Annotated in this window: 20 protein-coding genes; 11 read left to right on the top strand and 9 right to left on the bottom strand. The window is 67.2% G+C overall.

Going from position 1 to position 21,116, the window contains the following annotated elements; genetic code table 11:
* Positions 1-412: 412 nt before the first annotated feature.
* From HWW87_RS37460 to HWW87_RS28220, 4 genes are all read right to left on the bottom strand, one after another.
* Positions 413-538 carry a hypothetical protein gene (locus tag HWW87_RS37460; protein ID WP_256097665.1) on the bottom strand — a complete coding sequence of 42 codons (126 nt, stop codon included), beginning with the start codon at positions 536-538 and terminating at the stop codon, positions 413-415.
* 150 nt (positions 539-688) lie between these two features.
* Positions 689-2,047, bottom strand: a complete 1,359-nt coding sequence (locus HWW87_RS28230; protein WP_175823055.1) for a sensor domain-containing diguanylate cyclase — start codon at positions 2,045-2,047, stop codon at positions 689-691.
* A 109-nt stretch (positions 2,048-2,156) separates the two neighbouring features.
* The gene (locus HWW87_RS28225; RefSeq protein ID WP_174430695.1) at positions 2,157-2,405 is read right to left on the bottom strand and encodes a DUF2795 domain-containing protein; all 249 of its coding nucleotides are present in this window, start codon (positions 2,403-2,405) and stop codon (positions 2,157-2,159) included.
* Positions 2,406-2,521: 116 nt separating this feature from the next.
* Positions 2,522-2,692, bottom strand: coding sequence for a hypothetical protein (locus HWW87_RS28220; RefSeq protein WP_174390279.1), 171 nt, complete (start codon positions 2,690-2,692; stop codon positions 2,522-2,524).
* 151 nt (positions 2,693-2,843) lie between these two features.
* Between HWW87_RS28220 and speG the strand changes: the two genes are divergently transcribed.
* The 3 genes from speG (at position 2,844) to HWW87_RS28205 (ending at position 4,982) form a co-directional block, all read left to right on the top strand.
* On the top strand, positions 2,844-3,401 hold the full coding sequence (gene speG / locus HWW87_RS28215; RefSeq protein WP_175823054.1) for a spermidine N1-acetyltransferase: 558 nt from the start codon (positions 2,844-2,846) through the stop codon (positions 3,399-3,401).
* 489 nt (positions 3,402-3,890) lie between these two features.
* On the top strand, positions 3,891-4,238 hold the full coding sequence (locus HWW87_RS28210; protein WP_175823053.1) for a hypothetical protein: 348 nt from the start codon (positions 3,891-3,893) through the stop codon (positions 4,236-4,238).
* 189 nt (positions 4,239-4,427) lie between these two features.
* On the top strand, positions 4,428-4,982 hold the full coding sequence (locus tag HWW87_RS28205; RefSeq protein ID WP_175823052.1) for a YaeQ family protein: 555 nt from the start codon (positions 4,428-4,430) through the stop codon (positions 4,980-4,982).
* A 21-nt stretch (positions 4,983-5,003) separates the two neighbouring features.
* Here the strand turns inward: HWW87_RS28205 and HWW87_RS28200 are convergent, their stop codons facing one another.
* Positions 5,004-5,417, bottom strand: coding sequence for a VOC family protein (locus HWW87_RS28200; RefSeq protein WP_174430698.1), 414 nt, complete (start codon positions 5,415-5,417; stop codon positions 5,004-5,006).
* A gap of 429 nt (positions 5,418-5,846) precedes the next feature.
* Between HWW87_RS28200 and ada the strand changes: the two genes are divergently transcribed.
* The 3 genes from ada to gshA all read left to right on the top strand — a co-directional run bounded on the left by ada (position 5,847) and on the right by gshA (position 9,974).
* On the top strand, positions 5,847-6,938 hold the full coding sequence (ada, locus tag HWW87_RS28195; protein WP_175823051.1) for a bifunctional DNA-binding transcriptional regulator/O6-methylguanine-DNA methyltransferase Ada: 1,092 nt from the start codon (positions 5,847-5,849) through the stop codon (positions 6,936-6,938).
* The gene (locus HWW87_RS28190) at positions 6,935-7,894 is read left to right on the top strand and encodes an AlkA N-terminal domain-containing protein (RefSeq protein ID WP_175823050.1); all 960 of its coding nucleotides are present in this window, start codon (positions 6,935-6,937) and stop codon (positions 7,892-7,894) included. The genes ada and HWW87_RS28190 overlap by 4 nt, the downstream gene beginning before the upstream one ends.
* A 466-nt stretch (positions 7,895-8,360) precedes the next feature.
* Complete coding sequence (gene gshA / locus HWW87_RS28185; protein WP_175823049.1) at positions 8,361-9,974, top strand: glutamate--cysteine ligase; 1,614 nt, start codon at positions 8,361-8,363, stop codon at positions 9,972-9,974.
* A 76-nt stretch (positions 9,975-10,050) separates the two neighbouring features.
* On the opposite strand, the gene HWW87_RS28180 is transcribed toward gshA, so the two are convergent.
* Entirely contained in the window at positions 10,051-10,368 is a 318-nt protein-coding gene (locus HWW87_RS28180; protein WP_175823048.1) for a DUF4148 domain-containing protein, read from the bottom strand.
* Between the two features lie 421 nt (positions 10,369-10,789).
* Between HWW87_RS28180 and HWW87_RS28175 the strand changes: the two genes are divergently transcribed.
* Positions 10,790-12,430 carry an L-lactate permease gene (locus HWW87_RS28175; RefSeq protein WP_175823047.1) on the top strand — a complete coding sequence of 547 codons (1,641 nt, stop codon included), beginning with the start codon at positions 10,790-10,792 and terminating at the stop codon, positions 12,428-12,430.
* A gap of 99 nt (positions 12,431-12,529) precedes the next feature.
* On the opposite strand, the gene HWW87_RS28170 is transcribed toward HWW87_RS28175, so the two are convergent.
* Positions 12,530-13,447 carry a LysR family transcriptional regulator gene (locus tag HWW87_RS28170; protein WP_174430703.1) on the bottom strand — a complete coding sequence of 306 codons (918 nt, stop codon included), beginning with the start codon at positions 13,445-13,447 and terminating at the stop codon, positions 12,530-12,532.
* Between the two features lie 229 nt (positions 13,448-13,676).
* Between HWW87_RS28170 and HWW87_RS28165 the strand changes: the two genes are divergently transcribed.
* The gene (locus HWW87_RS28165; protein ID WP_175823046.1) at positions 13,677-15,848 is read left to right on the top strand and encodes a phospholipase C, phosphocholine-specific; all 2,172 of its coding nucleotides are present in this window, start codon (positions 13,677-13,679) and stop codon (positions 15,846-15,848) included.
* Between the two features lie 208 nt (positions 15,849-16,056).
* Positions 16,057-16,782 carry a phosphonate utilization associated transcriptional regulator gene (locus HWW87_RS28160; RefSeq protein WP_175823045.1) on the top strand — a complete coding sequence of 242 codons (726 nt, stop codon included), beginning with the start codon at positions 16,057-16,059 and terminating at the stop codon, positions 16,780-16,782.
* Positions 16,783-16,960: 178 nt separating this feature from the next.
* Here the strand turns inward: HWW87_RS28160 and HWW87_RS28155 are convergent, their stop codons facing one another.
* Both HWW87_RS28155 and HWW87_RS28150 read right to left on the bottom strand, forming a co-directional pair.
* Entirely contained in the window at positions 16,961-17,278 is a 318-nt protein-coding gene (locus HWW87_RS28155; RefSeq protein ID WP_175823044.1) for a hypothetical protein, read from the bottom strand.
* Positions 17,279-17,329: 51 nt separating this feature from the next.
* The gene (locus HWW87_RS28150; RefSeq protein ID WP_175823043.1) at positions 17,330-18,718 is read right to left on the bottom strand and encodes an FAD-dependent oxidoreductase; all 1,389 of its coding nucleotides are present in this window, start codon (positions 18,716-18,718) and stop codon (positions 17,330-17,332) included.
* 540 nt (positions 18,719-19,258) lie between these two features.
* On the opposite strand from HWW87_RS28150, the gene phnA reads away from it, so the two are divergent.
* Both phnA and HWW87_RS28140 read left to right on the top strand, forming a co-directional pair.
* Positions 19,259-20,497 (top strand): phosphonoacetate hydrolase, encoded by a 1,239-nt coding sequence (gene phnA / locus HWW87_RS28145; protein WP_175823042.1) that lies wholly within the window; start codon positions 19,259-19,261, stop codon positions 20,495-20,497.
* Positions 20,498-20,525: 28 nt separating this feature from the next.
* The coding region (locus HWW87_RS28140) for an aldehyde dehydrogenase family protein (protein WP_175823041.1) at positions 20,526-21,116 on the top strand (591 nt) is incomplete at its 3' end.

Here is a 21,116-nt window from a genome sequence, read left to right as displayed (position 1 = left end):
TTAAAATGGAGGCGAGTGTTGAGATGAACATCTCGTGGCGCCGTCAGTCCCGAATCGGGCGGCGGAGCAATGCGGATGGGATCAACGAAATATCGTACGGGGGTGATTTCCGGTCGCCGCCGCGTATCAACAGCGCTCGACTACGGGGCGAGCGGCCTCCGATACACCGTATCCGCTCAGTTGCATGGCTTACGGCACTGATAGAAGGGGTGTTCTGTGAGGCCTGCACCAAATCGCTTTCCTGCTGCGACGGTTCCTGAGAAATGCGGGGCACCCACGAGGGTTGCTCCGTCCGCGGTTCGGTTCAGGGCGTCGTTAAAAAAGACAACTTCCGAAGCATCCAGATCTTTGGCGACAACGAACCTACTTTGACCGCTACTACCTTATCGGAGCGCAAAATCCAAACCCGCCATCAATCCCAATGACGATGATGATGGTAATACCCACCCCCACCGTAATACCCGCCACCGTCAGGCACGACGATACAGCCGCTCAACAACACGGCGACGCCGGCAATCAGCAAAAGGGCCTTCTTCATCGCGTTCACCTGCTCGGGTTCAATATGAAACCCAGCATAGCGAGCGGCCCCGGCCCAGGCTGTAAGCGATCGTATCCCCGCGCCGCAATCCGTAACGGCGGATTATTCCGGTCACAATGACCGTAACAATTAGCCAAAACAGCAGACGTTTCAGGCGACGACGACCCGGTTTCGCCCCGTATCCTTCGCCCGATACAGCGCGGCATCGGCGGCTTCGATCAACGCGTCGGGTGTCGACAGATCGTCGGCCGACACGGTCGCGCAGCCGACGCTGACGCTCACGCGCCCGGCCGGCGAGTCGGGCATCGCGAGGTCGAGCCGCAGCACGGCTTCGCGCGCTTCGTCGGCCACCACCCGCGCACCGCGCGCGCCCGTGTTCGGCAGCACGATCGCGAACTCCTCGCCGCCGTAGCGCGCGACGATATCGGCCGGCCGCCGCACGGCACCGGCCAGTGCATTCGCGACGGCGATCAGGCATGCATCGCCCTTCACGTGACCGAACGCGTCGTTGTACGCCTTGAAGTGATCGACGTCGACCATCAGCAGCGACAGCGGTTCGCCCTGCCGCCGCGCCTGCAGGAACAGCGTGTGGAAATGGTCGTTGAAGTGGCTGCGGTTGAACGCGCCCGTGAGCCCGTCGCGCGCGGAAGAGCGGATCAGCGTCGCGTGCGCTTCGAACAACTGCTGATACAGCATCGTCACTTCCCACGCCAGCACGCACACGAGCACGCCGGGCGTGAACATGCTGAACACGCGCGCGACATACCAGCCGACCGTGAAGCGGTTGGTGCTCAGCAGGTTCAGCGTCGTGTCGGTGAGGCACGCGAGCACCGCGATCGCGAGCCACAGGTCGAGCGTCGTGCGCAGCCGGCCCGTGACCAGCACGGCCACGAGCGCGAGCACGTTGAGGATCCATACGACGAGCGCGATGCCGTTGACGGGCAGCACGGCCGCGTCGCGAGGCGGATGGAACGCGGGCGGCAGCGACACGTTCAGCGCGAGCGCGCACAGGAGCGCCGCCGCGACGGCTGGGCCGCCGACGAGCGCGACCGTCCAGCGGCGCGTCTCTTTCTCGCCGACCGGTGCGCGCGTCAGCCGCTCGCGTGCGAACAGCGCGGCCATCACGAAGCACGGAAAGCCGGCATGCCAGAAGATCCACATCCATGCGGCGCTTTGCGGGCGCGCGCCGAGCAGGCCATGCGGCGCGAACACGCCGGGAAAGGTGAGCAACTGCAGCGCGACGGCGAGCGCGGTGAACGCATAGGCGCCGCCGAGCGCACCGAGCACGGGCTGGCGCGTCACGGTGAACTGCGCGCCGAGGAAGAACGCCGCGATGCTCGCGGTCGTGAACACGGTGAGCGCGCACATCGGCATGAACGGTTCGACGGCCGGCAACGCGACGTTCGCGTGCGGCGCGGCGATCCCGAGCGTGAGCAGGATGACGAGCGCCGTCAGCGCGCCGAACCACAGCTGACGTTGCGTCGTGTGCTGGATCAGGATGCCTTCCATGGAGTCCCCCGGACACGCGAGCGGAAACGCCCGATCTTGCGCCGGGCGGCACGCATCCGATCGCGGCGCGACCGGTGCGGTCCGATCCTATCTCGTTATTGGCATCCGCTCAAATGCCGAGCCCCGGACCGAAGTTGCCGGCGACGCAGCGCGTGACGGCGTCAACGTCCGCGTAATCCTGTTCGGGCAGGCCGTCGAGCATCGACAGCACCTCGTTGCTGGCGCCGGCATCGCGTGCGGCGTCGACGATCGCATCCTTGTTCGCCGGATAGCGGACGGCCGCCAGCACATCGGCGATCTGCAGGTCGATCGTTTCGTTCGGGATATCGTGCGGAGGGAGGTCGGGCTTGTCGTTCACGTCGGCGTCTCGCGGGTTGGGCGGGAATCGGGTCGAAGCGCAAGGGGCGTGCACCGCCTGTTACCCGGCCCGGGGTGGCCCGGCCGGCGCGTGCTGCGGATCGACGATGATCGAAGTCAATGCCCGCGTCGCACGTGGCGCCACGGATGCTTCCAGTCGATGTGCGGTGCGTTCTCGTCGCGCGGATGCTGGCGGCGATGCTCCTGCCAGAGTTCGTCGGAAAATAGCGCGGCCACGATGACGAGCGGCAACACGAGGAAAATTCCGAGTATGACTTGCTCGAACACGATAGCCTCCTTGCGGTGGCAGGAACCCTTGCTCCCATTCTAGGCTCTGAACTGCGCCCGCGTTCAATTTCTTACAGTGCGAAACGGGCCCGAACGCGGCCGCGCCGCGCGGGTGTTCCGCACGCGCGCCGGCATCAAAAAGGACATGAACATGCAACTCCAGAACGATACCAACACGCTCGCGCTGCGGCCGCTGGAGCGCCAGGACCTGCGCTTCGTCCACGAGCTGAACAACGACGCGAAGATCATGCGCTACTGGTTCGAGGAGCCGTACGAAACCTTCTCGGAACTGTCGCAACTGTATGACCGCCACGTGCATGACCAGCGCGAGCGCCGGTTCGTCGCGGTCGATGCGCAAGACGAACTGGTCGGCCTCGTCGAACTGATCGAGCTCGACTACATCCATCGCCGCGGCGAGTTCCAGATCATCATCGCGCCGCAGTGCCAGGGGCGCGGCTACGCGGGCCAGGCGACGCGCCTCGCGATCGAGTACGCGTTCAAGGTGCTGAACATGCGCAAGCTGTACCTGATTGTCGACACGTCGAACGCGGCGGCGATCCATGTGTACGAGAAATGCGGATTCCAGCACGAAGCCGAATTGAAGGAAGAATTTTTCGGGAATGGCGCGTATCACAACGCTTATCGCATGTGCATCTTCCAGCGCGATTATTTCGAGCGCCAGCAAACCGGGCTGAATAAAGCAGGGTAAACGCCACACGGGTAAAAGGCGCTTGCGGCTGGGCTTCGCGGGCGCCGAATGGATGCGGGGAACTACGGATAAATACGGATGCGCTTATACCTGGCATTTTTCTTGTATCAGGTAAATGCGATTCCGCGCTGCGGTAAAGTCGAATCGTTTCGGATGACTTTATGTGCAACGCATCAAAATGGTCCGGATAGTGAAATGGATTATCCAAACCGTTCAATCGTCGCATTGTAATTCTGCTGAAAGCCTTGCCAGGTAATGCTTTCCGCCCGGCGGCGCGGGCCGGCGCATCGTTCGGCAGTCCTTGCCGCCCACGCGCATCGCGCCAAAAGTGGGCTGCGCACGGGGTGCGACAATCCGCCGCTATTGCGGTCGCACAACAAATGTGCTTGCTATCGTTTGCCGGTCCCCTAAAGTGAAAAATGTGGGTTCACGATCACCTTTAAACACATAGCTAACCCAGCCTGGTGCCCGCAAGCCTGGAGACAGAACATGATGAAGCGTACCGGTGTCCTTTTTGCCCTTGTCGGCGCATTTTGCGCTGTGTCGATCGCCCAGGCCGGCGGCGATTCGGCCGTCAAGCCGAAGCAGGAAATCCAGCTGACGAAGAATGCATGGGGCTGCCTGTCGAAAGACAATCTGGACTCCGTACTGAGTCACGAACGTGACGGCAAGTCGCAGGCGAAGCAGCAGTACTTCGACGACTTCCGCTGCCTGTCGGTGCCGGAAGGCCAGCGCTTCCGCGTGGTGTCGGTCGACCAGGGCGACGTGCAGTTCGTCAGCGCCGACAACAGCGACCAGCAAGGCCTTTGGGCCGATTCGCGCTTCGTCAAGCAGTAATCGTCCATTCACCGCGCAGTCGCACGACGCGCGAGCGCGCCGGCCCGACGAGCCGGCGGCGCGAACCGAACACGGCCCGGCCCATGCCGGGCCGTGGCGCTGTGAATCGCGCATGACGCACGCCGGACGGCGCGCATTCGGTATCATCACGGCCCGACCGAACCGAATGCCCGCCCGGGCCGCATCCGCATGGCGCTGAAATCCACGATCTACAAAGCCGAACTGCAAATCGCCGACATGGATCGGCATTACTACGCCGATCACGCGCTGACGGTGGCGCGCCACCCGTCGGAAACCGACGACCGGATGATGGTGCGCATCGTCGCGTTCGCGCTGTTCGCGCACGAGCGGCTCGAATTCTGCAAGGGGCTGTCGGACGTCGACGAGCCCGACCTGTGGCAGAAGGACCTGACGGGCGCGATCGACGTGTGGATCGAGGCCGGCCAGCCGGACGAACGGCGCATCTCGAAGGCGGCCGGCCGTGCCGGGCAGGTCACGGTGATCGCGTACGGCGGCAAGACGTCGGAGATCTGGTGGCAGGGCGTGCGCAGCAAGGTCGAACGGCTGCGCAACGTGCAGGTGCTGTCGCTCGACGACGGCGTCGCGGCGGCGCTCGGGCAGCTCGCGGAGCGCACGATGCGCCTGCAGTGCACGGTGCAGGACGGCACCGCATGGATCTCGAGCGCCGACCATGATCCGGTCGCGGTCGAGTGGACGGTGCTGAAGGCGCGCGCCAACGCGTGACGGCTCGCGCGCCGGCCGCGTTCAGCCGAGCGCGGCCGGCGGCCCCTTGAATTCGACCATGTTGCCTTCGGGGTCGAACAGGTAGATCGACGGCCCGTAGCCGCCGGCGCCGTAGCGTTCCGCCGGCGCGCCCGGCCGCGCGCCATGCGCGGCGAAATGGGCGATCAGTGCGTCGGGATCGAACGGCTCGACGCGCAGGCACAGATGGTCGAGGTTGCGCCCGGTGCCGGGCGGGCCGCTGTCGGGACGGTCGATCGGGCCGCCGACCGTCAGCAGGTCGATCAGCGCATCGCCGGCACGCAGCTGCACGAGGCCCAGGTCGGGCTGTTCCTTCTCCACATGGCAGCCGACGGCATCGCAGTAAAAACGCGTCATTGCCGCCATGTCGGTCACGCGCAGCACGATGTGGTCGATTCCGCGGATGGCGGGCTTCATGGGCGGGACTCCTTCGCAGTCGACGAGCATCGAGTGTAGACGCATCGCGCCTGCGCTGCCGGCCGGAACGCGGCACAATCGACGGACGAAAAAAAGCCCGTTCACGCAGAGCGGAACGGGCTTAATCCATATCAGGAGGAGACATGGAGGAGACAGTTCCAACTATACACACGGCGATGGTGCGACGCAATATTCCGATTGCAAAAAAACGTCAGGACGACGATTTGTCGCATCCGCACTGCAGCAAAATGGTGACGAAACGATGACGGAAACCGCGCCGGAGCGGCCGCCGCGCGGGTTTCGTCAGATGTGTTTTTATCGATGCGGCCCCGATTCGCCGGCACGAATCACAGAGCAAGATTCAGGGCGCGACGGCATGTGCCGATGTCTAGAGTAGGCACCATCTACACTAGAGAGTGCGAGGTTCAGATGAAAACCGCCTATCCGACCGACGATGCCCGCTGGGGCGCCGTGACCGAACGCGATCCGCATGCGGACGGCGCGTTCTTCTATGCCGTCAGCACGACCGGCGTGTTCTGCCGCCCGACCTGCGCGTCGCGGCAGCCGCGACGCGAGAACGTGTCCTTTTTTGCCGATCCGGCGGCCGCGCGCGCGGCCGGCTTCCGGCCCTGCAAGCGTTGCCAGCCGGAAGGGCTGCCGCGCGAGCTGGAAATCGTCAATCGTGCGTGCGCGGTGCTCGACGCGCACGCCGAGCGGCTCACGCTGCAGCAGTTGAGCGATGCCGTGCACGTGAGCCCGTTCCACCTGCAGCGGCTCTTCAAGCGCGTGGTCGGCGTGTCGCCGCGGCAGTACCAGGCCGCGCAGCGCGGCGCCGCGCTGCGGCAGGCGCTGCAAAGCGGGCAGCCGGTCACGCAGGCGGCCGTCGACGCGGGTTTCAACTCGCCGTCGCGGTTGTATGCGTCGGTGCCGCGCGAGCTCGGGATGGCGCCGTCCGCATTCCGCCGCCAGGGCGCCGGCCTGCGGATCGACTATGCGACCGCGCCGACGTCGCTCGGCACGGTGCTCGTCGCCGCCACCGAACAGGGCATCTGCCGGATCGCGTTCGGCGACGACGCGGCGTCGCTCGTCGGCGAGCTGAAGGACGCATTCGCGCGGGCCGAACTGGTCGAATCGTCCGCGCGGCTCGCGCCGTTCGTCACGCAGATCCGCGCGTATCTCGACGGCACGCGGCACGCATTCGACCTGCCGCTCGACATCGCGCCGACCGCGTTCCAGCAGCGCGTGTGGGAAGCGCTGACGCATATCCCGTACGGCGAAACGCGCAGCTATTCGGAGATCGCCGAGGCGCTCGGCTCGCCGCGCGCGGTGCGGGCGGTCGCGTCCGCGTGCGCGTCGAATCCGGTCGCGCTCGCGATCCCGTGCCACCGCGTCGTGCAAAAGGGCGGCGCGCTCGCCGGCTATCGCTGGGGCGTGCGCCGCAAGGCGACGCTGCTCGCAGCCGAGGCGCGTCATGTTCACAACGATGAAGCCGAAGCCGAGACGGAGGGCAGTGCGGTTTGAGCATCGAGACGACAACGATTACGTCCCTCGCGAACGGCGGCCTCGTGCCGCCGTCCGCGCAGATGGAACTGCGCTACAAGGCGCCGTACGACTGGGCGCGCGTGCTGCGCTTCTTCAGCGGGCGCGCGATTCCGGGCGTCGAGCAGGTCGCCGACGGCGTGTATCGCCGCATCGTCGATCTGCACGGCGATGCGGGCCGGCTCACCGTCACGAAACACCCGCGCAAGCATTGCCTGATCGCGACCGTCGAAGGAGCGGTCGCGCGTCATGTCGACGATGCGTTCGCCGCGCACGTCGCGACGATGTTCGACCTCGGCGCCGATCCGGCCGCGATCGGCGGCGGGCTCGCGCGCGATCCGTGGTTCGCGCCGCTCGTCGAGGCCGCGCCGGGGCTGCGCGTGCCGGGCGCGTGGTCGGGGTTCGAGCTGGCCGTGCGCGCGATCGTCGGCCAGCAGGTGAGCGTGAAGGCCGCGACGACGATCGTCGGCCGGCTCGTCGAACGGGCCGGCGAACGCGTCATTCATGACGACGACGGCGCGCCCGCGTGGCGTTTTCCGACGCCCGACGCGCTGGCCGCGTGCGATCTCGACAAGATCGGGATGCCCGGCAAGCGCGTGGCGGCGCTGACCGGCGTGGCGCGCGCGGTGGCGGCCGGCAACGTGCCGGTCGATCGCGCGCATGCCGATCTCGCGACGCTGCGCAGCGCGTGGCTCGATCTGCCCGGCATCGGCCCGTGGACCGTCGAATACATCGCGATGCGCGCGTGGCGCGACCCGGACGCGTGGCCGGCCTCCGATCTCGTGCTGATGCAGTCGATCGCCGCGCGCGACCCGGCGCTCGACCGGCTCACCAGCCAGAAGCGCCGCACCGAAGGCTGGCGGCCGTGGCGCGCGTATGCGGCGCTGCATCTGTGGAACGAAGTGGCCGACCGGGCGGGCGGCGCGCGCGGCGGGTAAGCGCGGCGGCCCGCGGCCGGGTGCGACCGCAAGGCGGCAGCGCTGCAACCCGTTGCGCAAGCGGTGCCGGCATGCGGCAAGCGCCGGCGTGACGCGGCCCGTCACGGTGATTCCACGTATCCGGCGCCGGCCGGATGTCGCGCGTGCGATGCCTGCGCACGCGTCGTTTCGCGATCCATTCAGCGGCACGGTTGCACCTGCCGCCACCCGTTTGCCGTTCGCGTTCCGTCCGACGAATTCCGCCGACTGGCGTGCGGATCGGCTTCGTCCGGAACCGGTGATACCGGCCGGGACTGCCCGCGCCCGGCCCGTCCGATGGCCCGCTCAGGCCCGCGCGCCGTGCCCGGGGCCACCTCAAGCGCGGCTTTCGGCGAGATGTTAAAGTGCCCGCTACCAACGAAGCGACCAACAATCCAGCCGGCCGCGCGCGGCGTTCTGCGCGCGGCCGTCACGCACTTGCGTCTCCATGTCGAACACCATGACTCACCGCCAGTCCGAACTGCTGCTGAATCGCCTCGACGCGCTGAGCTCGGGCCCGACGCGGCAGCATCTGCCCGACGGCCTGCGCGGCATCGAAAAGGAAAGCCTGCGCGTGACGCGCGACGGGATGATCGCGTTCACGCCGCATCCGCGCGCGCTCGGCTCGGCGCTCACCCATCCGGCGCTGACGACCGACTATTCCGAAGCGTTGATCGAACTGATCACGCCCGCGGAGCGCGACGCCGCGGTCACGCTCGAGCGCCTCGACGATCTGCATCGCTACGTGTATGCGTCGCTCGGCGACGAGATCCTGTGGAACGAGTCGATGCCGGGCCTGCTGCCGGCCGACGACCAGATCCCGATCGCCAACTACGGCACGTCGAACATCGGCCGCCTGAAGACGGTGTACCGGCGCGGCCTCGCGTACCGTTACGGCCGCACGATGCAGTGCATCGCCGGCATCCACTACAACTACTCGCTGCACGAGGAAGTGTGGCGGCGCCTGCATGCGGAAGAAGGGTCGACGGCGACGCTCGTCGATTACCAGTCGGAACGCTATCTCGCGCAGATCCGCAACTTCCGCCGCCGCAGCTGGCTGCTGATGTACCTGTTCGGCGCGTCGCCGGTGCTCGACACGAAGTTCCTGCGCGGCAAGCCGCACAAGCTCGACACGTTCGACGCCGATACGCTGTACCGGCCGTATGCGACCAGCCTGCGGATGAGCGATCTCGGCTACTCGAACACGACGGCCCAGGCCGCGCTGCACGTCGACTACAACACGCTGCCCGGCTATCTCGACGCGCTGTCGAAGGCCGTGAGCGAGCCGTATCCGGCGTACGAGGCGATCGGTACGCATCGCGACGGCGAGTGGATCCAGATCAACACGAACGTGTTGCAGATCGAGAACGAGTTCTACTCGACGATCCGGCCCAAGCGCGTCACGTATTCGGGCGAGCGGCCGCTGCATGCGCTCGCGTCGCGCGGCGTGCAGTACATCGAAGTGCGCTGTCTCGACATCGATCCGTTCGAGCCGACCGGCATCGCGCTGGAGACCGCGCGCTTCATCGACGCGTTCCTGCTCGCCTGCGCGCTCGACGAAAGCGCGCCGCTCGACTGCGACGCGTACAGGGAAGCGAACGCGAACTTCGGCAGCGTGACGCTGGACGGCCGCAAGCCGGGGCTCACGCTGACGCGCGACGGCCAGCCGGTCACGCTGCAGGCGTGGGCGGACGCGCTGATGGCCGATATCGAAATCGTCGGCCGCCGTCTCGACGAAATCCGCGGCGGCGACGAGCATGCGCGCGCGATTGCCGCGCAGCGCGAGAAGCTCGCCGATCCGGAGCGCACGCCGTCCGCACGCGTGCTGCGCACGATGCGCGAGAACGGCCAGTCGTTCCTCGCGTTCGCGCTCGCGCAGAGCGAAGCGCATGCCGCGCATTTCCGCGCGCATCCGCCGTCGGCCGAGACGCTGCGCGCCGAGCAGGCGCTGGCCGCGAAGTCGCTGGCCGAACAGGCCGAGCTCGAAGCGAAGGAGGCCGGATCGTTCGACGCGTTCGTCGCCGCCTATCGCGCGTATACGCTGAACCGCTTCAGCGTGTGACGATCGCGCATGCGGCCGGCGCAGGGTGCGCTGTGCCGCGATGCGATTGCAATCCGGTTTCGTCAGTGGTCAATGATCAGTGATGCGCGTACGTGCCGCGATCGACCGCGTGCGGCAGCGCCGGCTTGCCCGATTCCGCGTTGGCCCGCCTGTCACTGCCGTAACCGGCAGCGTCGCCCTCACCGCGCGCCTGAGCGGCACGCTGCATGACCGCCTGCATGTTCTGCGGAAAGTCGGGACTGCTTGCGAGGCTCGTCCGGTAGCCGGCGGCCTCCAGTTCCACAAGTTCCTGGCGGACCTGCGCGCGCGTGAGCGTCGACGCGGCTTGCGCGTGAGCGGTGAACGCCGCGCCGATCAGCATGAACGCGCATGCCGCATGTTTCATCGTCTTCATCGTGTTTGCTCCGTGAGGTTCCGGTGCCGCGCCATCGCCGGCGCGGCCGGAAACGATGCAGCCAGTCTAGGCTTCGGACGCCAAACGAAACATCCTCGCGGCTGGCAGTCACCTTTTCCGGTCGCGCAACATTGCGCGGCCACCGGTGAGCCGGCTGAGACGGGTTTTCTGTCGAACGCGACAGCTTCGCGCCATCTGCCGGCCATCGTGCGGCGGCCGGTTCGCACCGGCTCGCCCGCATCGGGCTTCTCCCCCTTGTACAAGCGCGTCGCGCCTCCTAACCTCTTTTAAGCGACCGATCGGTTGGCCGCGCAACGTCGTTGCGTACGCAAACGCCCGAGCGCGGTCGTGACTGCAGGACATCGCCTTGTACCGAACCCGGCGCATCGACATGCGAACCCGGGTCGACTCTGGAGACACGATGAATCCCACCGACGCCCTACCGCCCGGCATCGTCTTCGCGCAACCGTTGACGCCGGTCGCGCACTCGCTGCTCCTGTCGTTCCTCGTCGCGGCGATCCCGATCGCGGTCGCGCTGATCGCGCTCGGCGTGCTGCGCCGCCCCGCGTGGCAGGCGTCGCTCGCCGGGCTCGTCGCGGGCCTCGCGGTCGCGATCGGCGCGTGGGGGATGCCGGCCGGGCTCGCGTTCAACGCGGTCGGCGCCGGCATGGCGCTCGCGGTCGTGCCGGTGATGTGGATCGTCTTCAACGCGCTGCTGCTGTACAACATCGCGGTGAAGTCGGGCCGCTTCGACCAGTTCCGGCAGTGGATGCTCGACAACCTGCCCGACGACCGCCGCCTCGTGCTGCTCGTCGTCGCGTTCTCGTTCGGCTGTCTGCTCGAAGGGATCTCCGGATTCGGCACGCCGGTCGCGATCACGAGCGCGCTGCTGATTGCGCTCGGCTTCCCCGCGCTCGAAGCGCTCACCTATACGCTGCTGTTCAACACGGCGCCGGTTGCGTTCGGCGCGCTCGGCGTGCCGATCACCGTGCTCGGCGCGGTCACGTCGCTGCCGCCCGCGACGCTCGCGCAGATGGTCGGCCGCCAGTTGCCGTTCTTCGCGCTGCTGCTGCCGTTCTACGTGGTCGGCGCGTATGGCGGCCTGCGCTCGATCGCGAAGCTGTGGCCCGCGCTGCTCGTGTCGGGCGCCAGTTTCGCGATCGCGCAGTTCGTCACGTCGAACTTCCTCGGCTACCAGCTCACCGACGTGCTGTCGTCGCTTTCGTCGCTGATCGTGACGATCGGCTTCCTGCAGGTGTGGAAGCCGCAGCCCGATCCGCAATACGCGCTCGCGCGCAGCGTGCCGGCCGCCGCCGGCGCCGCGCGCGCGGGCTTCGGCGGCTGGCTGCCGTGGCTCGTCGTGTCGGTGGTCGTGATCGTGTGGGTGCACGCGAACGTCGCGGCGATCGGCGACGTGAAGATCAAGTGGCCGGGCCTGCACAACGCCGTGTACGTGTCGCTGTACCACAAGCCGTATGCGGCGATCTGGGATTTCCAGCCGCTCGGCACGGGCACCGCGATCCTGCTGTCGGCGATCATCACGGCCGCGCTGACGCGCACCGGCCCCGGCGCGTTCGTCGAATGCGTGGTGAAGACGTGGCGGCAGACGTGGATCGCGATCGTCACGGTGATGATGATCGTCGGGCTCGCGTACCTGCTGAACTACTCGGGCATCAGCTACACGCTCGGCACCGGCGTCGCGTCGACGGGCGCGCTGTTCCCGCTGGTGTCGGCATCGCTCGGCTGGATCGCGGTGTTCCTGTCCGGCAGCGACACGTCGGGCAACGCGCTGTTCGGCAACCTGCAGGTCGTCGCCGCCCGGCAGCTCGGCCTCGATCCGGTGCTGATGGCCGCGACCAACTCGTCGGGCGGCGTGATGGGCAAGATGATCTCGCCGCAGAACATCGCGACGGGCGTGTCGACGACGGACCTGAAAGGGCAGGAAGGCGTCGTGTTCGCGCGCACCTTCTGGCACAGCGTGATCCTCACGCTGTTGCTCGGCGTGCTGGTGTTCCTGCAGCAGCACGTGCTGACCTGGATGATCCCGGCGCTGCCGAAGTGACGCACGGCGCCACGACGGAAGGAAGGCACGAGGACAACGACGAGGGAAGGCGCGGGAACAGCGCCCTGTAGTGTGCGGAAGCGGTGAACGCGCGGCGGCTCAGCGCGCGTTCACCCGCCGCATCGTTCGTCCGGTTTCGACCGCGTCGGCCGCTTCGCCGCCGTCCGGCAGGATGCACGCGAGGAACGCGTCGATCGCGGGGCTCTGGCGGCGCGCTTTCAGGTAGTACACGTATTCGTCGATCGTCGTGTCGACGCCGCGCAGCGCGATCACGCGCAGGTCAGGATGGCGCTCGGCCTCGCCGCGCGGAAAGAGGCTCGCGCCCACCCCATGCAGGATCGCCTCGCGAATCGCTTCTCGGCTGCCGATCTCGGCGACCGAGGTAGCCGCGACGCCGGCCGTTGCGAGGATCGTCTCCGTGCAGCGGCGCGTGACCGAACCTTCCTCGCGGATCAGCAGCCGCACGTCGGCGAGCTGCGCCGGGTCGATCGAATCGAATCGCGCGAGCGGATGATGGCGATGCACGACGAGCACGAGCGGATCGGTCGAGATCACCTTGCGTTCGAGGCCGTCGGCGTCGTTGCGCTGCGACGAGACCGCGAGATCGATGCGGAATTCCTGCAGCGCCTGCAGGATTTCCTCGGAGTTGCCGATCCGGCAGGTGAGCGCGATCGACGGGTGCGCGCTCGAGAAGCGGCCGACCGCATCCATGATGTAGTACGGGCCCGTCGCGCCGATCCGCAGGTGGCCTTCGAACAGGCCGCCGACGTTGCGCAGCATGATGTCGGCCTGCGCCTCGAGCGCGATCATCTTCTCGACGAGCGGCAGCAGCTCGATGCCCGTCTCGGTCACCTCGAGCTTGCGGCCGCTGCGGTAGAACAGCTCGACGCCGTACACCTGCTCGACCTGCCGGATCTGCGCGGCAATCGTCGGCTGGCTCACGCCCAGGTGGCGCGCGGCGCGCGTGATGCTGCCCTGCCGGACGGTCGCGTGGAACGCCTTCAGCTGATCGAACACGACTCGGCTTCTCCCCCCTCTTCATCGCGCGTCAGCGTAGCGCACGCATGTGTCGGCCGGATGAAAGGCGCGTCGGGCGCGACTTCGAAAAAAAGCTGGGGGTGACCGCAAGAAACCTGCGGGAACCGGTCACGGCGGGGACATGCCGGTGCGGGGTAATAGCGGCGACGCAGATCGCCGGCCCCGCTCGCCAGGCGACCCCACTCCCACCGACCACAGGGTTCTCTTCATGTCCTCGAACAATCGACGCGATTTCCTGCGCCTCGCCGCGCAGTCGGCCGGCGCGATGGCCGCCTACGCGGGCTTTCCGCCCGCGATCCGCAATGCGCTGGCGATGCCGGCCGCCTATCGCACCGGCACGATCCGCGACGTGGAGCACGTCGTGATCTTCATGCAGGAAAACCGTTCGTTCGACCATTACTTCGGCGGGCTGCGCGGCGTGCGCGGCTTCGACGACCCGCGTCCGCACCTGCTGCCGAACGGCGCACCGGTGTGGCAGCAGCCGCCGGCGTCGGTGTTCACGAAGAACTACCATTCGCGCGGGCTCGATCCGTCGGCGCCGTACGTGCTGCCGTTCTACCTCGACCCGAAGCAGACGACCGAATTCCAGCCGGGCACCAACCACGGCTGGAGCAGCGGCCACCTGTCCTGGAACAACGGCCAGTGGGACCAGTGGGTGAACCAGAAGCAGGACGTGCTGACGATGGGCTACCTGAAGCGCCAGGATCTCACGTACCACTACGCGCTGGCCGACGCGTTCACGATCTGCGATTCGTACTTCTGCTCCGCGCACGCCGACACGGCGCCGAACCGCATCTACCTGTGGACCGGCACGGTCGATTCGCGCAACGTGTACGGCACGCAGCCGAACGGCCCGGGCATCGGCGAGCGCAACGACGTGAACGGCTACACGTGGACGACCTACGCCGAACGTCTCGAGAACGCGAAGATCAGCTGGAAGGTGTACCAGGGCGGCACCGGCATCCCGGGCGACCCGACCGACAACTACACCGACAACTCGCTGATGTTCTTCAAGCGCTTCCAGGTGAAGGAAGGCGCGAGCGGCCCGCTGGTCGACAAGGGCGCGTCGAACCACACGCTCGCCGAACTGAAGGCCGACGTGCAGGCCAACCGCCTCCCGCAGGTGTCGTGGATCGTGTCGCCGTACAAGTACAGCGAGCACCCGCAGGCGTCGCCGACCGACGGCGCGTTCTACATCAACATGGTGCTCGAGGCGCTGACGTCGAACCCAGAGGTGTGGGCGAAGACGGTGTTCATCCTGAACTACGACGAGAACGACGGGCTGTTCGACCACGTCGTGCCGCCGGTGCCGCCCGTCACGAGCGGCGTGGGCGGCCAGGGCATCGTGTCGTCGAACCTGCTGTCGAACCTCGGCGACGAGCTGCTCGACCTGAACAAGTACCCGGGCGAGATGAGCCCGCTGGTGCCGGGCGCCGACCCGGGCGGCATTCAGCCGATCGGCCTCGGGCCGCGCGTGCCGCTGATCATCATCTCGCCGTGGACGAAGGGCGGCTGGGTCTGCTCGGAGACGTTCGATCATACGTCGGTGCTGCGTTTCCTCGAAGCGCGTTTCGGCGTGAAGGAGCCGAACATCAGCGCGTGGCGCCGGTCGATCTGCGGCGACCTCACGTCGGCGTTCGACTTCTCCGCGCGCCCGGACACGCGCACGGTGAGCTTCACGGTGCCGCAGCACATCGCGACGGCCGGCCAGGCGTACCAGGTGCCCGCGCAGCAGTCGATGCCGGCGCAGGAGCCCGGCACGCGTCCGGCGCGTGCGCTGCCGTACGAGCTGTTCGTGCACAGCCGGGTGGGCGCGCATGACGACACCGTGTCGCTCGACTTCGCGAATACCGGCGACGCGGGCGCCGCGTTCTACGTGTACGACCGCCGCAACCCGGCGACGCCGCCGCGCCGCTACGCGGTGTCCGCGCGCGACCGCTTCGTCGATACGTGGAGCACGTCGGCCGCGCGCGGCGAGTACCATCTCGCCGCCTACGGCCCGAACGGCTATCTGTGCGAGTTCCAGGGCAACACGCGGCTCGCCGCGGACGGCCGCCACGCGAACCCCGAAGCGAAGATCGGCTACGACGTGCGCAATCGCCACGTGTACCTGCAACTGCGCAACGGCGGGCGCGCGACGTGCCGCGTGACGGTCGACAACGCGTACAGCCATGCGCATGCACGCACCTACACGCTGGAACCGGGCGAGCGCGTCGAAGGGCACTTCGAGCTGTCGTCAAGCCACGGCTGGTACGATCTGACGATCACCGCGACGACGCTGCGCGGCGGCGACGACAAGGTCGTGCGCCGCTTCGCGGGCCACGTCGAGACGGGCCGGCCGAGCCAGAGCGATCCGGGGCCGGTGAAGCACACGGCCTGACGGTTGCGCAGGCGTCGCGCGAAGCGGGGCAGTGCTTCCGCACCGCGCGACTGCCGCGTGCCGGCTGGATACCGGTTGCGCGCCGGCACGCAGGATTGGATTTTGGAAACTGAAAACTGTTGACAATATTTGAGGCCGAGGGTATACAACGATCATTCGCCGATATGGCGCCCTCGTTTTCACTCGCAGCGTTGCTGCCTGCCGCTCCATGACTGCCTCGAACGCGCTCAACGCCATCGAACTCCTGCAAAGCCAGTCGCTCGCGATGCTCGTCCAGGACATGCTCGAGCGCGCGATCGTGTCCGGCGAATACGCGCCCGGCGAGAAACTCAACGAAGTCGATATCGCGACGAAGCTGAACGTGTCGCGCGGCCCGGTGCGCGAAGCATTCCGCGCGCTCGAACAGGCCGGGCTGCTGCGCAACGAGAAGAATCGCGGCGTGACGGTGCGCGTCGTGCCGCTGCGCGAGGCCGAGGAAATCTACGAAGTGCGCGCGATGCTCGACGAGTCGGTTGCACGCGCGCTCGCGAAGCGCATTTCGCCCGATACGCTGAAAGTGTTGAAGGGCATCATCCAGTCGATGAAGGCCGCCGCGAAGACGCACGACGTCACGCGCTATACCGAGCTGAACGTGCAGTTCCACGACGCGATGGTGGTCGGCGTCGGCAATACCCATCTCACCGATACCTACCGGCGGCTCGTGCGCCAGCTCGGCCTGCTGCGCCAGGCGGCGATCGAGGCCGAGGAGGATGCGATCGCCGTGTCGGCGGCCGAGCACGACAAGATCGTGCAGGCGCTCGCGGCCGGCGACGAGGAGAAGGCCGTCGCACTCGTGCGCGAGCACGTCGCACACGGCCTCGCGCGGATGCGCCGCATGCACGAGCAGGGGCTGCCCGCGACGGGCAAGGCGGCGCGGGAGAAGGCCGGCGCGTGAGTGGACACGTTACCTGCCCGCACGTTGACGACGAAAGGCCGCGGAGCGGCTGGATCACGGCCTTTCGTGGTCGAGTCGCCAGCTTGCACATGGCCCGCTCGTGCAGTCGAGTAGGGCGGCCGTCGCTTCGCGCGACGTTGATGATGTCCGATTGAAGGTGGTGATCGCCGGCAACTGATCATTTGCCGCGCTGTTTATCGAAGAAATCGTCCAGTACCCAGCCGGTTCCGGATTCACAGCGCACTTGCGTATATGCATAGATCTTTGCAGCCCGATCCGTCACGCGGACGCAAGATTCACCTGTCCTGACCGTGAAGATCGGGTGGGTTCTATCGTCGTTTGGTTCGGCGAAGGCCGGCATATCCCGAAGCGCCGTCCATTTCTCATCTCTAGATTTCGAGCACGCGCCGATCATCACGGTCAGTGCGGCCAGTAGCAGAAAGCGCAGCATTTCTTCAGATGTATTGGCGAGATCGCCAATCGTACCGTGACGCAACGCGGTCTGCCGGCCGGGCAGGTGATTCGATACGTTATCTGAATGATGTAATTACGCCTTGTCGGCCTTCCCCGCCGCGCTCGCAAACTTCGCGAGCCACGTGTCGACCGCCGACGGCTGCCGGCCCTCATCCTCCGCACGCTCCTTGCGGCGGATCGCGTTGCGCACGACGTGCGCGCCGACATAGCGGATCGGCTCCGGCGGGAAATGGCCGAGCGGGCCGCGCACGATCGGGCTGCGCGTCCACGCGTTGTCGAGGCCGAGCACCAGCGACGACAGGATCTGCCCGCCCATGTACGTCGGCCCGACGCCGTTGCCCGAATAGCCGAAGCCGTAGAACACGTTCGGCGCGTCGTCGAGGCGGCCGAAGAACGGGAAGCCCGTCACCGAACGATCCGACGGCCCGTTCCAGCTTGCGGTGACCGGCACGCCCGCAAGCGACGGGAAGAATTCGCGCAGGCTGTGCGTGAGCTGCGCCTCGTACGGCGAGCGGCGGTCGAACACGGGCGCGATGCGGCTGCGCCACGAGAACGTGTTGCCGCCCTTGCCGAGCATCAGCCGCCCGTCGGCGGTCGTGCGGTAGTAATAGACGAAGATCCGCGAATCGAGCACTGACACGCCGTCCACGAGCCCGGTCTTCTCGAGCAGTTCCGGGCATTTCTCGGTGATCACCATGTCGCTCGACACGACCGCGATCGTCCGTTCGAACTGCGGGAAGCGGCTCGCCATCCACGCATTGATCGCGAACACGAGCTTGCCCGCCGTGACGCTGCCGGACGGCGTGCGCACGACGGCCGGCTGGCCGGGCGTGAAGTCGAGCATCGGCGTGCGCTCGTAGATCCGGATGCCCATCGCGAGCGCGACACGGCGCAGCCCGCGCACGAGCTTGCCGGGATGCACGGTCGCGGCGATCGGCGAGTAGACGCCGTCGAGATTGCGCGCGGAGCCCGAGCGGCGCGCGACTTCGGCGGGCGGCAGCGGCTCGTAGCTGTGGATGCCGCACGCGGCGAGTGCGTCGAGCACCGGCGCGAGCGTGCCGACCTGCGCGCGCGACGTCGCGGTGTACAGCGTGCCGTCGAGCCGCAATTCGGCATCGATGCCGTGCGTGCGGCAGAAATCGGCGATGTGCTGGACGGCCGCTTCCGATGCCTTCACGAGCCGGATCGCCTCGGCTTCGCCGAACAGGCGCCGCAGCGTCAGGAATTTCGCGGACCACGTGAGCAGGCAGCCGCCATTGCGGCCGCTCGCGCCGGCGCCGCACAGGTCGGCTTCGAGGATCGCGATGTCGAGCGCCGGGTTCTGCTGCTTCGCCTGGATCGCGGTCCAGAGGCCCGTGAAGCCGCCGCCGACGATGCACACGTCGGCCTGCGTCGCGCCTTGCAGCGCGGGGGCGAGATCGCCGTCGTTGAATAGCGCTTGTTCGATCCAGAAGGGTCGCATCGGATGTCGTGCCAGTAAAGGTCGGTAGGTCGCGCCGCGCACGGCGGGAAAATGAAAATAAGACCGCCTCACGGCGACGCGCGGCGGTGGGCCGCGTGTCGCCGGGCGGATCGCGTCAGGCCGCCGCTTCTACGGACCCGCGACGCACGACCATCGCCGTCAGCGTGTCGGCGATCGCGCCCGGAACGCCGGCCTCGCCGAACCGGCCGACCCAGCCGACCCAGCCGATGCGAAACGTATCGACCTGATGCGCGCGCCCAGGTACGCAATGTAGTCGCGCTTTTTGACCGCTCGATAAAACGCTTTGACGCCGTTGTCCTCATCGTCCGGCGCAGGGATCACCGGGCCCACGATCGTCTTCAAGGCGCGTCACACGCGCCGTATGAGCGCCCCCGGCCTCCGCTGCACGACACACTTTGCATTCTGTCCGCTGCATGTTGTTGACAATCTACAAACAGTCCACTTTAATGTCAAGCGTGGAAGCACCCCTCGGCGCGAGCGCCGACGACCCGTCCCTTCGAACCGAAAAGACTGAACGTCATGACTGAAACGCCTGTATCCGTGGAAGTAAACGGCCGCCGCTACAACTGGATGAGCCGCCCCGTGGTGGTGGTCTGCGTCGACGGCTGCGCCTATGAATATCTCGAGATGGCGGCCGAGGCCGGCGTCGCGCCGTTCCTGCGCACGCTGCTGAAGCCGGGCACGGCGCTCAAGGGCGAGTGCGTGGTGCCGAGCTTCACGAACCCGAACAACCTGTCGATCGTGACCGGCGTGCCGCCGGCGATCCACGGGATCAGCGGCAACTACTTCTACGATCGCGACACCGGCGCCGAGGTGCTGATGAACGATCCGAAGTACCTGGTCGCGCCCACTGTGCTCGCGACCTTCGCCGAACAGGGCGCGCGCGTCGCGGTCGTCACCGCGAAGGACAAGCTGCGCCGCCTGCTCGGCAAGGGGCTGAAGGGCATCTGCTTCTCGTCGGAGAAGGCCGACGAGGCGAGCGTCGACGAAAACGGCATCGACAACGTGCTCGAGCTGGTCGGCAAGCCGGTGCCGAGCGTGTACAGCGCGGACCTGTCGGAGTTCGTGTTCGCCGCCGGCGTGCGCCTGCTCGAGACGCGCCCGATCGACCTGATGTACCTGTCGACCACCGACTACGTGCAGCACAAGTGCGCGCCCGGCACGCCCGGCGCGAACGCGTTCTACGCAATGATGGACACTTACCTGCAGCGCCTCGACGAGCTCGGCGCGATCGTCGCGATCACGGCCGATCACGGGATGAACGCGAAGCACGACGACGAGACCGGCGAGCCGAACGTGATCTACCTGCAGGAGCTGTTCGACGAATGGCTCGGCCACGATGCGGCGCGCGTGATCCTGCCGATCACCGATCCGTACGTCGTGCACCACGGTGCGCTCGGTTCGTTCGCGACCGTCTACGTGCCGGCGACGGCCGACAACGATGCGCTGCGCGCGCGGCTCGCCGCGGTCGACGGCATCGAGGTCGTGCTGACGGGCGCCGAAGGCTGCGCGCGCTTCGAGCTGCCGCCCGCGCGGATGGGCGACCTGATCGTGATCTCGAAGCAGGACGTCGTGCTCGGCACGCGCCGCATCAAGCACGACCTGTCGGGCCTCGACGTGCCGCTGCGCTCGCACGGCGGGATCTCCGAGCAGATCGTGCCGCTGATCTTCAGCAAGCCGGTCGCGACCGACGTCACGGGCCGCGCGCGGCTGCGCAACTTCGACATCATCGACATCGCGCTCAACCATCTGCAGTGATGCACGTGCATCCTTGGGGGATACAGTCATGAACACCATTGCAGCATCGACGGCTGTCCGCGAGATTCGTCGCGCAGCACTGCGAATCGACGGCGAACGGATTCAGCGGGATGCGGTGATCGACGTGCGCAACCCGTACGACGGCGCGCTGGTCGGCACCGTGCCGAAGGCGACGCTCGACGACGTGCGCCGCGCGTTCGCGGTCGCACGTGCGTACCGGCCGACGCTCACGCGCCACGATCGCGCGGCGATCCTGCGTCGCGCGGCCGACATCGTGCGTGCGCGCACCGCGGAGATCGCGGCGCTGATCACGGCCGAGGCCGGGTTGTGCATCAAGGATTCGACGTACGAAGCGGGCCGCGTGGCCGACGTGCTGACGTTCGGCGCGGGCGAAGTGCTGAAGGACGACGGGCAGATCTTCTCGTGCGATCTGACGCCGCACGGCAAGAAGCGCCGCGTGTACACGCAGCGCGATCCGCTGCTCGGCGTGATTTCGGCGATCACGCCGTTCAATCACCCGATGAACCAGGTCGCGCACAAGATCGTGCCGTCGGTCGCGACCAACAACCGGATCGTCGTGAAGCCGTCGGAGAAGGTGCCGCTGTCGTGCTACCTGTTC

Source organism: Burkholderia sp. BCC0419, from assembly GCF_902830285.1.
Taxonomy (GTDB): Bacteria; Pseudomonadota; Gammaproteobacteria; order Burkholderiales; family Burkholderiaceae; genus Burkholderia.
This window is presented reverse-complemented; position numbering and strand designations above follow the sequence as displayed.